Source organism: Novosphingobium sp. HNCC26BN242 (assembly GCF_057180525.1).
In genome coordinates, this window is record NZ_JBXUGM010000001.1 from 807,019 (window position 1) to 821,542 (window position 14,524).

The following is a 14,524-nucleotide window of genomic DNA, read 5'->3' on the forward strand; positions in this document are numbered from 1 at the left end:
CGGTCAAGTTGGCGGCCTTGCTGGCCGTGTGATTTAAGGAAAAGAACAGCAATGACATTCGAGTTTGCCGGCAAGATCGCCGGACGTGCTGGTCAGGCGGTATTGCTTGCTGGTGCTTGCGGGTTTGCCCTTGCCATCTCCAGCGCGGCGAAGGCGCAGGATGCGGCGGCAGCTGACGAAATGGCGCAGCCTGCAGCCGATGCGCCCGAACAGGCGGCCACGGGCAACGAAATCATCGTTACGGCGACCAAGCGCGAACAGACGCTGCAGGACGTGCCGGTGGCGGTATCGGTGACCAGCGCAAGGACGCTGGAACAAGCGCAGATCCGCGATCTGAAGGATCTGGCGAGCGTGGTGCCTTCACTGCGCGTGACTCAGCTGCAATCGAGCGCGAACACCAACTTCATCATCCGCGGCTTTGGCAATGGCGCCAACAATGCCGGGATTGAGCCTTCTGTCGGCGTTTTCATAGACGGCGTGTACCGCTCGCGCTCGGCCGCGCAGATCGCTGATTTCCCCGATGTTCAGCGCATCGAAGTGCTGCGCGGGCCACAGTCCACGCTGTTCGGCAAGAACGCCAGTGTTGGCGTGATCTCGATTGTGACGGATTTGCCGAAGTTCGAATTCGGCGGCAATGTCGAGGCGAGTTATGGCAACTATGACGCGCTGATCGTGAAGGGCGTGGTAACCGGCCCGGTGAGCGACCAGTTGGCGGTGAGCGTTGCAGGCGGCATCAACAAGCGTGACGGCTATGCCGAAGATCTGGGCACCGGCAACGCAACGAACGAGCGCGACCGCTGGTTCGTGCGCGGCCAGGCTTTGTGGGAGCCGAGTGCGCAGATGCGCGTGCGATTGATCGGCGACTATTCGAAGATCGATGAACTGTGCTGCGGCGTTGTGAACCTGCGGCCTTCGGATGCCACGCTGGCAATACGGGCGCTGGGCGGGCGTGTGAATGCGCCGAACGAGGTCTTTGCCGACACGGTCTATTCCAACGTTGATTCCACCAATGACATTACGAATTGGGGGCTTTCGGGACAGGTCGATTACGATCTGGGGCCGCTGACCTTCACCTCGATCAGCGCCTATCGCCGCACTGAAGCGCTGACCAACCAGGATTCGGATTTTTCCAGCGCCGACCTGATCGGGTTTAACTCGCAAGACCAGAGCATAAAGACGTTCACACAGGAAATGCGGGTTTCGACCAATCTTGATGGGCCGGTGAATTTCCTGCTGGGTGGTTTCTATTTCAACGAAAACATCCGCCAAGCAAGTCAGCTCGGCTGGGGCACGCAGGCGCGCGGCTATGCCGATTTCGTCATCCGCAACCTGACGCAGAACACGCAATCGCTGTCGGGTGTTGAGGCCACGATCAGCGCGCTCACCGGTACCAACTACACCGGTCGCTTCTTCGGTCAGGGGCAGAAACTGGACGAGCGTTATCGCCTGAAAAACGAAGCCTATTCCTTCTTTGGCCAGGCCGACTTCAAGGTGGGTGACCGGATCACCGTGACCGGCGGGTTGAACTATACCAAGGATGCCAAGAACTTTGCCGCATCGGCAACCTCGAGCGATGTTTTTGCCAATCTGGATTTGGTGCAGATCGGCGGCACCGCATTGAGCCGCGGCTTTGTGTCCACCGCATTGGGCACAACTGACCCGATTGCCATTGGCAACTTTGCTGCTGCCAATCCCACGCAGTTTGCCGCATTGCAGACACAGGCGGCGGGCTTTGCTGCGCTGAACGCGAACCTTTCGACAGATGCGGCAGCCGCAGATGCCAATCCTCTGACGGTCGGCAATCCGCTGCTGGCATTGCAAGACCTGCAATACCTGCCGCCATTCCTGGCCGTGCCCAACGCGGTGGAAGCGGGCCAGACGCGCGATGACAAGTTCACTTATGTGGTGCGCGTGGCGTTCGATCTGACCGACGATATCAACGTTTATGCGAGCTACGCGACCGGGTTCAAGGCCAGTTCGATCAACCTTTCGCGTGACAGCCGACCGGCGGTAAGCGATCGCGCTGCGCTGGTGGCTGGCGGATTGGCCGTGGTCAACCAGACCTATGGCAGCCGTTTTGCAGGTCCTGAAAGCTCGACGGTTTATGAAATCGGCCTGAAGGCGGATTGGGGTTTGGTGACGGCCAACATTGCCGCATTCGATCAGCGCATCAATGGGTTCCAGTCCAATACGTTCACCGGATCGGGCTTTGTCCTTGCCAATGCAGGCAAGCAATCGGTGCGCGGGTTGGAGTTTGAGGGCACAGTGCGGCCTGCCAAGGGGCTGCAGATCAATGTCGGCATGACATATCTTGATCCCAAATATGACAGCTTCATCCTGTCAGCCGTGGGTGACCTTTCGAAGACGCGCCCAGCAGGTATTCCGGCGATCTCATCCACATTTGCAGCCACATACGATCATGAACTGACGAGTGGCCATCACATCATCCTGCGTGGCGACTTCCATTATGAATCGCCTGTTCAGATCATCGAAGGCCTGCCCGGCTTCCTTGATGGCGGCACGCGTGCGGCCATTTCCGCAGCGCAACCCTATCGTCGTGAAGTGAACGAGTTGAACGCATCGCTGAGCTGGGTTCTCCCGGCAGGGCTAGAACTGACAGTCTGGGGCCGCAATCTGACCGATGCGCGCTATCTGCTGTCGATTTTCGACACGCCCGCACAGCCAGAATCCATTTCGGGCTATACCAGCCAGCCGCGTACATACGGCATTGCAGCGCGCTACCGGTTCTGATTGCAGAGCCGGTCAGTCAGCACAGATTGAGACGGGAAGGGGGCCTGCGGGCTCCTTTCCTTGTTTTGGCAACCAGAATCGAAACGGCGTTGGAGCGGCGAGGTTCGCTTTTGCTCCCAAGTAGAAAAAGCGGTTCCACACAGAGCACGCTGAAAACGCAAAGAAGCATAGATCAAGTGTCTGGCCGACAAGCCAGAACTCCGCCCTTGGTCTTTCGGTCCGGTTTCTTGAGACGGCTTTGACGCTGCTCCTGCCTCTCTGCGTTCTCTGCCGCCTTTGCGCGAAGCCCTTCTTACTTTGATCAGGCGGCCGGCCGCGCATATAGCGGTGGGAAGGTGGCTTCCAGCGGCTTGGCATCGGGCAGGATATAGACATAGCCGCCCTTTTTGCCGAACAACTGCGTGATCTTGCCGTTGTAGATGGTCTTGGGCACGTTGATGCAGCCGAACGTGATGCGATTGTCTTCGATTTCGGGCGATAGCATCCGCTTTGTGCGGTTTTCCTTGTTGCTTGGCGGAATGGTATGGATGCCGACCGAATTGGCATAGTCTACCCACAGCATTTTCACATTGCCCGCTGCGCGTCCGAATTTCGCCAGATAGCGGCCTGCGGGCGTGGTTTTTTCGGCAGGGCCAATCTCGGACAGGCTCTTGTTGCCTACTCCCGGAGAGGCATCATCACCCAAGGCGATGCCCAGCAACACTGGTCCGCTTGCCACGGCTGTGCCCTTGGCATCAAAGACAAGGATTGTTGCTGCGGGTTTGTCGATCACGACATAGGGCAAGCCAGCATTGTCCTCCGTTTGCGCGACCCAAGTAGTAACACGTTGTGCGGCCTGGCTTAGCGGTGGAAGCTGAAACACGGGTGCCTTCGCCTTGGCCCGGCGCGATTTGGCGCTGGCGGACGGTTTTGTCTTCGCTTTTTGCGGCTCGGCAGCAACTGGCGCGGCGATCAGCGCCAGTCCGGCAAGCGCTAACAAGGCCTTGATCATGTGAATTGTCACTCGATTGTGGGGCACGCAAGAACGCCCGGAGGGCCACGCATGGCCGGGGGATTGGCGACATGTGACCCGCCGGGCGAGGAGAGTTCTGGATTAGTTGCGTGCGCGCTTCTGGGGCTGCTGCTGCATCTGCATCATGCGCTGGTCCATGCCATCCACACGGCCAGTCAACTGATCAAGGCGCTGGGTGTTGGTCTGGGCCTGGGCATTGGCAGCCTGCGCTTCACCGCGCGCGGCCTGAGCGATGCCATCGGTGGTTTGCAGGCGACCTTCCACCCCGTCGATGCGCTGGTTAACCGTTGCGATCTGTTCGTTGACATAGCCCTTGGTTGCGCAGCCACCAAGGCCAAGCGACCCGGCGAGAATGGCAACGGCAGGGATGATTTTCAAAGAAGGCGTCATTGAATGCTCCATTGTGGTTTTTTGGCGAACCGGAGCGGCAACGCGCGGTTGCGAAAAACGGGCATGACGGAATCGCCGGAAAGTGCTGAAATATGGGCGAGTTGAGCGGGTGATATCGGAACCCGTGCGCGCAGCGCGACAGCTTGTTTTATGGCAGCGGTAGACCGAAAGCTGATCGTTGCGAGCGGCTAAGGCCGGCGTGGAGCCTTTAAAAGGTTGTTCGCGCAGAGGCGCAGAGGCGCAGAGGCGCGGAGAAGAAAAGATAAGGAGCGCGCGTGGCCTGCGGCGCTGCCGCTTATCTTCTTCTAATCTCCGCGCCTACGCGCGATAAAGTCTCTGCGCCTCTGCGCGAACCAAGTTTACGTGCCCATGTGAAAAGGGCGCACCTTGCGGCACGCCCTTCCAGTTTTCAGCGATTGGTCCTGCGCGGCTATTTCGGCGCGAGAACCATCAGCATCTGGCGGCCTTCCATACGGGGGAAGGCTTCAACCTTGGCGATTTCTGCCACATCGTCCTGCACCTTGCGCAGCAAGTTCATGCCCAGCTGCTGGTGCGAAAGTTCGCGGCCGCGGAAACGCAGGGTGATCTTGACCTTGTCGCCATCTTCGATGAACCGGCTTACGTTACGCATCTTCGTATCGTAATCGTGGTCATCGATGTTGGGACGCATCTTGATCTCTTTGATCTCCTGCGTCTTCTGGCTCTTGCGCGCCAAGTTGGCCTTCTTCTGCGCCTCGTAACGGAACTTGCCCACATCAAGGAACTTGCAGACCGGCGGGTCGGCGTTCGGGGAAACTTCGACGAGATCAAGGCCGACTTCAGCCGCCTGCTCGATCGCTTCGCGGGTGTACATGACACCCAGATTCTCACCATCACCGTCAATCACGCGCACTTTGGGCACGTTGATCATCTGGTTGAAGCGAGGTCCGCTTTTGACGGGGGGCGCCATACTGCGCCGCGGTGGGGGAGCTATAGTGCTTTCTCCTGCAGTTTATCCGAAATTACGCCACATCGACGGTTGCCGCGCTCATATCACAATGCGCAAGGTTTTAAAGGCCCGGTTTGCGCGAAGTTCCGATTACGTGCAGCATTGCGCACAAATTTGTGCAGACGACGTTTTATGCCGGGCTTTCAGGCTGGCGCGCGCCATAACGCAAAGCGGGCAAGCTTTGCCCCGGCCGGCACGATCGCATCGATGGCGCGGGCCGGCTGGAGCGCTGCCAATATGGCCGGATCGCCCGCATCCATGCCGCCGGTCAATGCGCCAAAAGCGGGGAGAATCAGCCGGTTCTCGCTGGCAACGGCGCAGGGGCGGGCGATAGATCGGCCGCGCACGCTGACGCGCAGTTTGGGGTGGAAGTGGCCCGAAACCTCGCGTGCATTGCTGCCTCGCTGCGCGATATGGCGCAGTTTCAGCCCGCGAATATCGAGTTCATCCACCAGCGTTCCGCCCGGCGCGGCGGCATCTTCATCGTGGTTTCCGGTGATCCACACCCAGTCGGTCGCGCGGGTCAGCGCATCAAGCATGCCTGCAGCATGGGGTTCCATGCGGGCCACAGCGGCGCGATCGTGGAACGAGTCGCCCAAACAGAATACGCGCCTTGCCCCGGTCTCGCGCAGCGCAGTGGCCAGCCGTTCGAGCGTGGCGCGGCTGTCATAGGGGGGGAGCATCTGGCCGTGGCGGGCAAAGAAGCTGGCCTTTTCAAGATGAAGATCGGCCACCAACAGGGCGTTTTCCTCGGCCCAATAGAGCGCGCGCGATGCGCCGAGCCGGAATTCTTGAGAGGCGAACGAAAAGGGAACCATCGCTTCCCCTTGCCGGATCGCGATTCCCTTGGCAAGTCCAACCCATTAGCCTGAGGATGAGCATGACTGACTGGACTCAACACACCGCCCGCGCCCGCACCTGGTTTGAATCCTTGCGGGATCGGATCTGCGCCGAATTTGAAGCGATTGAACGTGAGGCGGGATCTGAAGCATCGTTTGCCTACACCCCGTGGAACCGCGAGCATGATGGCGAGGCCGTGGAAAACGGCGGCGGCGGCGTGCAGGGCCTGATGAAGGGCAAGATCTTCGAAAAGGTCGGCGTCAACGTCTCGACCGTGCAGGGTGAATTTTCCAAGGAATTTGCCGGATCGATAAACGGGGCGAGCGCGGATTCGCCGGGCTACACCGCCACCGGCATCAGCCTGGTGGCGCACATGGCCAACCCGCACGTGCCAGCCGTCCACATGAACACGCGCTTCCTGACCACCAGCAAGGCATGGTTTGGCGGCGGAGGGGACCTGAACCCGCCGATCCCCTATGAGGAAGACACGGCGGAGTTCCACGCCGAATACAAAGCGGCGTGCGACAAGCATGATCCAGACTATTACCCGCGCTTCAAGAAGTGGGCCGACGATTACTTCTGGATTCCTCACCGCAAGGTCCATCGCGGCGTGGGGGGCATCTTCTACGATCACATGGAATGCCCCAATGATGCTGCGTTTGAAGCCAACTTCGCGCTGACGCGCGATGTGGGCGATGCCTTCGTCAACGTGTTCCCGCGTCTGGTGCGCAAGCGGATGGGCATGGAGTTCAACGCTGCGGAAAAGCTGCAGCAGCTTGAGTATCGGGGCCGCTATGCCGAATTCAATCTGGTGTGGGACCGGGGCACGCTGTTTGGCCTGAAGACCGGCGGCAATATCGATGCCATCCTGATGAGCCTGCCTCCTGAAGCCGTGTGGACCTGAGGTGATCGACCAAAAATGATAGAGGCGCACGGCCCGCCGCTGGGCCACGGCTATCACAACGTGCGCGCAGGCGATCTGGCCTGCGTGGTCACAGCGCTTGAGATGCTCGAGCCGCCTGCGGCCTTGCGTCGGTTGACGCCAGAAGCCGAGGTGCCGCTGCAGATCGTGCGGTGGAAGGACGCTGCCCCCGAAAAGTATCGCCTGCTCTACAAGCGTGTAGGCGGGCCGTGGCTATGGTGGACGCGGCTGGGCAAGAGCGATGCTGAGATATCGGCGATCACCCACGATCCGCACGTGCAGCTTTATGCTGTGGTAGACCGGACGCGGGTGGAAGTCGGGATGGTCGAACTTGATTTTCGCGTGGAAGGGGAATGCGAGATCGTGTTCTTTGGCCTGATCAAGGGCGCGACGGGCAAGGGGCTGGGCCAGTGGCTGATGCGCAAGGCATTGCAACTGGCCTGGGCGCCCGGCGTTACCCGCGTGTGGTTGCACACCTGCACCACCGATGATCCGCGCGCGCTGCCGTTCTACCAGAAGCAGGGTTTTGCCCCCTTCGCGCGGTTCGTGGAGATCCTGCCAGACCCGCGCGTAACGGGTTTGTTGCCGCAAGACACTGGCAGCGCGCCGATTATCCTGTAATCAGGCAATACGATTGCATTTACGAAGTATTCCCCCTTGCGGTTTGGTGCAGCTTGCCGCCATCTAGGGGCCAGATGCTCCGCCAATACGAACTTGTCGAACGTGTGCTTGCCTATGATCCCGATGCGGACGAGGCGATGCTTAACCGTGCCTATGTCTATACCGTGCAGAAACACGGCAGCCAGAAGCGTGCCAGCGGGGACCCCTACTTCTCGCACCCGGTTGAAGTGGCGGGTTTGATGACCGAGCTGAAGCTCGATCAGGACACGATCATCACCGCGCTACTCCACGATACGGTGGAAGATACGCTGGCCACGGTCGAGGAGATCGAGCGGCTGTTTGGCCCCAATGTGGCGCGGCTGGTCGATGGCGTGACCAAGCTCTCCAAGATCGAAACGATGAGCGAGAGCGAGCGCGCGGCGGAGAACCTGCGCAAGTTCCTGCTGGCGATGAGCGAGGACTTGCGCGTCCTGCTGGTCAAGCTGGCCGACCGCATGCACAATATGCGCACGCTGCATTACATCAAGAGTGAGGACAAGCGCCGCCGCATCGCGCGCGAAACGATGGATATCTATGCGCCCTTGGCAGAGCGCGTGGGCATGTACGAATACATGCGCGAGATGCAGTTGCTCGCGTTTGAACAGCTTGAACCTGAAGCCTATGCCACGATTACCGGCCGCCTTTCTGCCATTCGCAGCGAGGAGGGCGCGCAAGTTGATTCCATCGCGCTGCAGATCAAGCAGGCGCTGGCAGGCGTGGGCCTGCGCGTCGAAGTGTCAGGCCGCGAAAAGCATCCCTATTCGATCTGGCGCAAGATGGCCGAGCGGCACGTGTCGTTCGAGCAGATCACCGACATCATGGCCTTCCGCGTGCTGACCGAGAACGAGGACGATTGCTACAAGGCGCTGGGCATCCTGCACCGGCAGTGGCAGATGATTCCGGGGCGGTTCAAGGACTATATCTCCACGCCGAAGATGAACGGCTACCGTTCGCTCCACACCGCGCTGATCTATTCCAACGCGATGCGCGTGGAAGTGCAGATCAAGACGCGCGAGATGCACGAGCTGAACGAGTTCGGCCTCGCTGCGCACTGGGCCTACAAGCAGGGCGACAAGCCAGACGGGCAGGTGGGCTGGCTGCGCGACCTGATCGAAATCCTCGAATCCAGCCACGATGCCGAAGAGCTGCTCGAAAACACCAAGATGGCGATCTATCAGGATCGCATCTTCGCCTTTACGCCCAAGGGATCGCTGTTCCAGCTGCCCAAGGGCGCAACGCCCATCGACTTTGCCTTTGCCGTGCACACCAATCTGGGCGCGCAGGCGGTGGGGGCCAAGATCAACGGGCGGCACGTTCCGCTGCGCACCGCGCTGGGCAATGGCGATGTGGTGGAGATCATCAAGAGCCGCAGTTCCGAACCGCAGCTTTCGTGGCTGGGCTTCGTCGTGACCGGCAAGGCCCGCGCGGCGATCCGCCGCTCGGTGCGCCAGAAGGAACGCGCCGAAGTGGCCGCCATCGGGCGCAAGCTCTATGAGGAAATCATCGAGCGTCTGCCGACCAAGATCGGCAAGAAGGCGATGGCCGATGCGCTCAAGCGGCTGAAGCTGGCAACCGAAGAGGACCTGATGTTTGCGGTGGGTTCGGCCAAGCTGGATGACCGGCAGGTGATGGAAGCGCTCGTCCCCGGCAGCGCGGCCAACATCCCGGAAGAAAACTGGCCCAGCCAGAAGCGCGCCATTGCGGTGCGCGGGCTGACGCCGGGCGTGGCGTTCAAGCTGGCCGCATGCTGCCACCCGGTGCCCGGCGACCGCATCGTCGGCCTGCGGCGCCCCGGCAAGGGCGTGGAAGTCCACGCGATTGACTGCATGAAGCTGGCCGACGGCGTCGACGCCGACTGGATCGACCTGTCATGGGACGCCCGCACCGACGGCGCCATCGGCCGATTGCGCGCAGAGCTGTATAACCGCCCCGGCACTTTGGCGGAAATGGCGGGGATTTTCGCCAAGAACCACGCGAACGTGGTGAACCTTGAGATGACGCTGCGGGAGAACCCGTTCCATACTTATGAGGTGGACTTGGAGGTGCGCGATCTGGCGCACCTGACGCGGATTGTCAGCGCTTTGCGCGCGAGCGAGGCAGTGGCGCAGGCGGAGCGGATTTAGGATTGTTGTATCATATTTAGGCTTTGTGGCCCTGGCAGGGCCCTTATTTGTGCGAAGAATTGGAATTGGCAGGCTGTTACCGTAATTTATGCCGAGCCCATCATAGCCGTAAATTCGACTGGACCATGCAAACACCCAGGGTACTACTTAACTTATCAGTCGAAAACTGACATCCCTTGCTTGCCGCGTGCCTTTGCAGCTTTCACATGTAAGACCGTAGGCTATAGGAAGGTAGCATTGTGGCACTCCCGGATATTTTCTCTCGACGTAAGCGCCGAGCCAATGGCGAAAATGTCGACGTTTACACGTATGACGAGATTCCAAATAAGCTTAGGGTTCAAGTAATTCAGATAATATCTGAATCATTAGGAGAGTATGATAGTTATACAAATGGTGTACGTTGGAATTTTGTTGTAAAAACGCTCCGGAAGGAAAAGGGCGTGTTCAAGCTTGCGGCGGTCGACTATGACGAAGACGCCGATATTGAATTTTCAAGATGGATATTGAATGAGAAAGATACGGACATTGTTATAGATGGAATCGAAGTTGTATTTTTAGAGATTGCTGAATTTATTGGCGATTATCGGAAGAATCAATTTGAAAAAATCTGTGATGAACTCAATGCAAGATTCCAAGAGGCAGGTGTCGGCTATGAGTTTAACTCAGGGCAGATGGTGCAAATTAGTCAGCAAGTCTTACACAATCAAGTTGTCAAACCAGCATTGCAGCTCATAGGTGAAAAACGATTTAAGGCTGTCCAAGATGAATATCTTGAAGCGCACTCTTTATTTAGAAATTCGAAGTTTGAGCAGTCGCTTGTTGAATGCGGCAAGGCGTTTGAAAGTGTGCTAAAAGTCATAGGGGGTGCGCGAAAGTGGAATGTAGGCCCCAATGACCCGGCAAGCAAACTCATTGCTGCGGCTTTCAATTCCGGTTTCATTCCTACTTATATGCAAGCACAATTTAACTCATTGCGTTCAACGCTGGAAAGCGGCGTGCCCACTGTCCGGAACAAGATGGGCGGTCACGGCGCTGGGTCTACGCCTAGGACTGTGGATCGACACCTAGCTGCATATCAACTCCACCAGACCGCTGCGGCGATCGTGTTCCTTGTAGAGCACGACAAAGCGACTCTCTGACTTAATGCGCGGGAGTTTCTCTCAAGGCGAAATTACGAAATTACGTTGACCCTTTACTCAATCCCCAAACCGTCCAAGTCCAACCCGATACTCCACCGCCCCGCTCAACCCCACCTCAACCGACTGCGCATTCAACTCAGCCCCGCCAAAGATCGTCAGAAACGCCACGTCCGCCGCATCGCGTCCCACGCCGATGATCACGGTCTTGGCCGGATCGGCCATGCCCGTGGCGTCGACCAGATGCCAGCCGCCTTGCAGCCAGACTTCGGCCAAAGCGTGGAAATCGGGCGGGGTCACGCCCGGGGCATAGGCGCTGACCATGCGGGCGGGGATGCCGAGGCCGCGCACCAGTGCGATCAGCAGGTGGGCATATGCATCTGGCTCTTTCAGGTGCGGGCTGAAACTGCCGATGGTGAGCGATCCTGATGCAGGTTTGCTGCCTGGTATTTTTCCGCCGCAATGGCTGGATGGGCAAGGTAGGATAGGCGCTTCACCTCTTGGCGCCCCCTTACCACAGTATCCAAAATCAGCCCGCAGCAGATGCACAGGGCGGCTATGATCAGCAGGCCGATGATGATGAATGCTGTCGGCAGCCGAGGCACCAAGCCGATTTCCATGTAGGTCTGGATGATCGGTACTGACAGGATCAGTGCGGTTGAAAACAGGACTGCACCGATTGAGCCAAAAAATACGGCAGGTTTTTCAAAGCGTAACAGCTGGAAGAGCATCCCCAATATCGCCCAGCCATCGCGATAGGTGGATAGTTTGGATACCGAACCCTCTGGCCGGGCGGAGTACTGTGTCGGCACTTCACACACCGGCATGCGCATTTCGAGGGCATGCACACTGATTTCCGTCTCGATTTCAAAGCCAGACGACAGGGCTGGAAAGCTTTTGACAAATCGGCGGGAGAAAACCCGGTATCCCGAAAGAATGTCTGTGAACGATTGGCCGAAGAACATCTTCAGCATGCCGGTGAGCATGGCATTGCCGAATTTATGACCCCTGCGATAGGCTTCCTTTTCGTGCGATTCCCTTGAACCGACGACCATATCGAGTTGATCCTCGATCAGTCTGCCCACCATCGCGGGGGCTGCGCTGGGATCATATGTCGCGTCACCATCCGCCAGAACGTAGATATCGGCATCAACATCTGCAAACATCCGCCTGACGACGTGGCCTTTGCCCTGCTTTCGTTCCGTTCGAACTATGGCGTGTGCGTTACGGGCAAATTCGACGGTGCGGTCCGTGCTGTTGTTATCATAGACATAGATATCGGCATCCGGCAGTGCGGTGCGAAAGCCCAGTATGGTCTGCGTGATCGCTGCTTCTTCGTTATGACAGGGCAAGATCACGGCGATTTGCAATCGTGTTGGTTGCTGCAAAGATAACCGTGTCACAGATGCCTCGCAATTTGCTTGGGATTTAGGCAGATTTTGAACAATTCAGCCGACCCTATTTTGCAGGCGGATCGATCCATGATGAAGCGGCAATCGGTTCCCACTCATTGTGTCTGATCATGTGACCGAAAAATACAAGTGCGAAGACCGCGCAGATCGGGGCGCCCATCATCAGCGCATTGCGGAGGCGGTTGGGCCAGTTGATGGAGAACAGCAGGCATGCCGCGCACGCAATCGCAACGATGGCCCAGTGGTGGTAACGGAACTCGTTTGCAACGCTGACGAAGAAATAGCTGGCCCCAAGAACCCCGGCTGAGGCGAGCAAGGCAAAAGCGACGCGACGCTGCGGAGAATTAGGCAGTCTCCAGCCGTAGAGGACGAGAAACACACCTAAAGCATACCATGCAAATGGCCTGCCAGCGGGCGTGTAATCAAAGATCATCTGCGTATTGGCGAGTTTGGCATAAATGGCCTTGTTGCCTCGCCCAATGTCATGCGGATTGGGATTATCCGTTTCTCGCGGTGCTGCGCCATCCCAGTTGTACCGGGATGTCCAGATCCTCATGGCCTGGTTGAAATGCGCAAGGCGGTGGTGCAGGTATGCCGGGAAATGCGTGAGCACGGTTGTGAGCCAAGGCTTTGTCAGTTCTTTGGTTGCCAATGCGTCATAAATCCAGGGACACCCGCCATCAGCCTCGGGCGTGCCGTAGGAGTCCCACATCGCAGGCCAGTAGCAATTTCGGCTTTCGGCAAGTGCCCATTGCTCTGGCGTAATTCCGGGGATGGTCTCAAGCTTGGCATAATGGCCCACTCCGGCAATATCAAAGAGCTTGAGCGAGTTTTCTGCGTAGGCGTGTTCCGCCTTCATCAGATCCTGATTGATCCAGCCCGATGATGCGAAAAGACCAAGGAAGAAAGCCGAGGAGAGTGCCAATGGCCGTTGGCGCCAGCCTGCATTATCCCGGTAAGCCATGAACATGGCCAGCGGGAGCACGGCAAATATGGCGTTGTGACGAACCAGGACGGCATAGGACAACAGCACGCCAACACAGACGATCAGGAACGGGCTGAGCCGACGCCCACTGAAATGGCAACTTGCGTAGATACCGGCCACTGCAATGAGGCAACTGGTGACCTGCGTATCTTTGAGTACCAGATTGTTCCACCCAAGAATGTGCGGGATAAGGCCAACGGCCAGAACAAGAAGCGCAGATATTCTTGTCCCGGCGCGATCCATTGCATCCGCAATCAAACCCAGACCCAGCCAGAACAGGCTGGCCTGCAGGACGAAGAAGGGCGCGGTTCCTTCAAGGCCGATCAGAATGAAAAGTTGCCAAAGGCGCCCAAGTATTGGTGGATGCCAGTCATCGAACGCATCGGCCTTGGCCTGTCTGTAAACTTCGAGCGCATCTGGCTCGACAATGCCGGGCCAGAACAGACTGATCTGGATAGCAAACAAGGCGACCGCTGCCACCAGCATGTGGCGATTCAAGGGTGCTCTGGCGCTATTCAACCAGCTGACGTTTCCGAGCATCAATATCCCCAGTCTGCGGCAGAAAGAGGCTGCGACCATGACCTAACATTGAACATTTCACGACGTTAGAGATGCTTGGAAAATTTGGCAAATGGCTCTCCAGAACCAAGATCATAGATTTACGCCGATCTGGTTATACTGACATGGCCTTTGGAAATTTCCTAAACTTTTTCAGATAATTACAGCAATAACGCAGTTTTAGAACTACAAACTGTCCGAAAAACGAACGTAAGACCATACCATAAAATTCAAAAGATCGCGTGCAAGCTACGAATTGTTATTTGCCGCAAAGGCTATTTGAAGACAAAAAACCTTGTCAAAACATAATTGATAAAAAGTCCTGCAAGAGAGCCAATGGCAATAGCAATAACCGGTTTCTCGTACATGGCATCAATGTTCAGGGTCAAAATTACGTAGACGCCCAGATTTACGAAGCCTCCTGACAAGTTTGTCAGCACGTAGCGCAGCCATTCTGCGACCGTAGGCTTGTTTGTCCGACCAAATGTCAGACAACGGTTTGCCAACCACGTTGCTGTGACTGCCGTCAAAAACGAGAGAAACCGCGAAGAATAGTGATCGAGGCCGAGGCCGATTGCCGCGTACAACACGCTTGTGTCGACCAAAAAGCCCATCGCGCCAACAAGGCCGAACTTTGGCAGTCCATCAAGAAAGTGAGGGGTGCGATGCTGCGGATCACACTCTTTTCCTGGGGGTGGCTGCTGCATGAATGCTCCATTGATGGACGCACGAGCTTCTTCGCTTGCG

The 14,524-nt window shown here is 57.7% G+C and carries 12 protein-coding genes and 1 pseudogene; 5 read left to right on the plus strand and 8 right to left on the minus strand.

Features of this window, described 5'->3' with window-relative positions; genetic code table 11:
* Positions 1 to 51 precede the first annotated feature (51 nt).
* Positions 52 to 2,751, plus strand: a complete 2,700-nt coding sequence (locus tag AC2A1F_RS03830) for a TonB-dependent receptor (RefSeq protein ID WP_484207428.1) — start codon at positions 52 to 54, stop codon at positions 2,749 to 2,751.
* 301 nt (positions 2,752 to 3,052) lie between these two features.
* On the opposite strand, the gene AC2A1F_RS03835 is transcribed toward AC2A1F_RS03830, so the two are convergent.
* From AC2A1F_RS03835 to pdeM, 4 genes are all read right to left on the minus strand, one after another.
* Complete coding sequence (locus tag AC2A1F_RS03835; protein ID WP_484207429.1) at positions 3,053 to 3,742, minus strand: hypothetical protein; 690 nt, start codon at positions 3,740 to 3,742, stop codon at positions 3,053 to 3,055.
* Positions 3,743 to 3,844: 102 nt separating this feature from the next.
* Complete coding sequence (locus tag AC2A1F_RS03840) at positions 3,845 to 4,153, minus strand: hypothetical protein (RefSeq protein ID WP_484207430.1); 309 nt, start codon at positions 4,151 to 4,153, stop codon at positions 3,845 to 3,847.
* Positions 4,154 to 4,583: 430 nt separating this feature from the next.
* Entirely contained in the window at positions 4,584 to 5,102 is a 519-nt protein-coding gene (gene infC / locus AC2A1F_RS03845; RefSeq protein WP_484207431.1) for a translation initiation factor IF-3, read from the minus strand.
* 182 nt (positions 5,103 to 5,284) lie between these two features.
* Positions 5,285 to 5,959 (minus strand): ligase-associated DNA damage response endonuclease PdeM, encoded by a 675-nt coding sequence (pdeM, locus tag AC2A1F_RS03850; RefSeq protein WP_484207432.1) that lies wholly within the window; start codon positions 5,957 to 5,959, stop codon positions 5,285 to 5,287.
* A 62-nt stretch (positions 5,960 to 6,021) separates the two neighbouring features.
* Here pdeM and hemF point away from each other — a divergent pair, with 62 nt between their 5' ends.
* The 4 genes from hemF to AC2A1F_RS03870 all read left to right on the plus strand — a co-directional run bounded on the left by hemF (position 6,022) and on the right by AC2A1F_RS03870 (position 10,825).
* A complete protein-coding gene (hemF, locus tag AC2A1F_RS03855) occupies positions 6,022 to 6,885 on the plus strand; it encodes an oxygen-dependent coproporphyrinogen oxidase (RefSeq protein WP_484207433.1) in 864 nt (287 codons plus the stop codon).
* 15 nt (positions 6,886 to 6,900) lie between these two features.
* Positions 6,901 to 7,524, plus strand: a complete 624-nt coding sequence (locus AC2A1F_RS03860; RefSeq protein ID WP_484207434.1) for a GNAT family N-acetyltransferase — start codon at positions 6,901 to 6,903, stop codon at positions 7,522 to 7,524.
* Positions 7,525 to 7,598: 74 nt separating this feature from the next.
* Positions 7,599 to 9,686: a RelA/SpoT family protein gene (locus tag AC2A1F_RS03865; protein ID WP_484207435.1), complete on the plus strand. Its 2,088-nt coding sequence runs from the start codon at positions 7,599 to 7,601 to the stop codon at positions 9,684 to 9,686.
* 239 nt (positions 9,687 to 9,925) lie between these two features.
* Entirely contained in the window at positions 9,926 to 10,825 is a 900-nt protein-coding gene (locus AC2A1F_RS03870; RefSeq protein ID WP_484207436.1) for an STM4504/CBY_0614 family protein, read from the plus strand.
* A gap of 57 nt (positions 10,826 to 10,882) precedes the next feature.
* Here the strand turns inward: AC2A1F_RS03870 and AC2A1F_RS03875 are convergent.
* From AC2A1F_RS03875 to AC2A1F_RS03890, 4 genes and pseudogenes are all read right to left on the minus strand, one after another.
* Positions 10,883 to 11,197, minus strand: a pseudogene (locus AC2A1F_RS03875) (transglutaminase-like domain-containing protein); the annotation flags it as partial.
* Positions 11,198 to 11,211: 14 nt separating this feature from the next.
* On the minus strand, positions 11,212 to 12,192 hold the full coding sequence (locus tag AC2A1F_RS03880; RefSeq protein WP_484207437.1) for a glycosyltransferase family 2 protein: 981 nt from the start codon (positions 12,190 to 12,192) through the stop codon (positions 11,212 to 11,214).
* 88 nt (positions 12,193 to 12,280) lie between these two features.
* Positions 12,281 to 13,705 carry a hypothetical protein gene (locus tag AC2A1F_RS03885; protein ID WP_484207438.1) on the minus strand — a complete coding sequence of 475 codons (1,425 nt, stop codon included), beginning with the start codon at positions 13,703 to 13,705 and terminating at the stop codon, positions 12,281 to 12,283.
* 347 nt (positions 13,706 to 14,052) lie between these two features.
* Positions 14,053 to 14,484, minus strand: a complete 432-nt coding sequence (locus AC2A1F_RS03890) for a GtrA family protein (protein ID WP_484207439.1) — start codon at positions 14,482 to 14,484, stop codon at positions 14,053 to 14,055.
* Between the last annotated feature and the right edge of the window lie 40 nt (positions 14,485 to 14,524).

Coding starts and splice junctions, on each gene's coding strand:
- AC2A1F_RS03830 (WP_484207428.1), top strand. CDS start 52: ATGACATTCGAGTTTGCCGGCAAGATCGCCGGACGTGCTGGTCAGGCG.
- hemF (WP_484207433.1), top strand. CDS start 6,022: ATGACTGACTGGACTCAACACACCGCCCGCGCCCGCACCTGGTTTGAA.
- infC (WP_484207431.1), bottom strand. CDS start 5,102: ATGGCGCCCCCCGTCAAAAGCGGACCTCGCTTCAACCAGATGATCAAC.
- AC2A1F_RS03865 (WP_484207435.1), top strand. CDS start 7,599: ATGCTCCGCCAATACGAACTTGTCGAACGTGTGCTTGCCTATGATCCC.
- AC2A1F_RS03890 (WP_484207439.1), bottom strand. CDS start 14,484: ATGCAGCAGCCACCCCCAGGAAAAGAGTGTGATCCGCAGCATCGCACC.
- pdeM (WP_484207432.1), bottom strand. CDS start 5,959: ATGGTTCCCTTTTCGTTCGCCTCTCAAGAATTCCGGCTCGGCGCATCG.
- AC2A1F_RS03860 (WP_484207434.1), top strand. CDS start 6,901: ATGATAGAGGCGCACGGCCCGCCGCTGGGCCACGGCTATCACAACGTG.
- AC2A1F_RS03840 (WP_484207430.1), bottom strand. CDS start 4,153: ATGACGCCTTCTTTGAAAATCATCCCTGCCGTTGCCATTCTCGCCGGG.
- AC2A1F_RS03835 (WP_484207429.1), bottom strand. CDS start 3,742: ATGATCAAGGCCTTGTTAGCGCTTGCCGGACTGGCGCTGATCGCCGCG.
- AC2A1F_RS03885 (WP_484207438.1), bottom strand. CDS start 13,705: ATGCTGGTGGCAGCGGTCGCCTTGTTTGCTATCCAGATCAGTCTGTTC.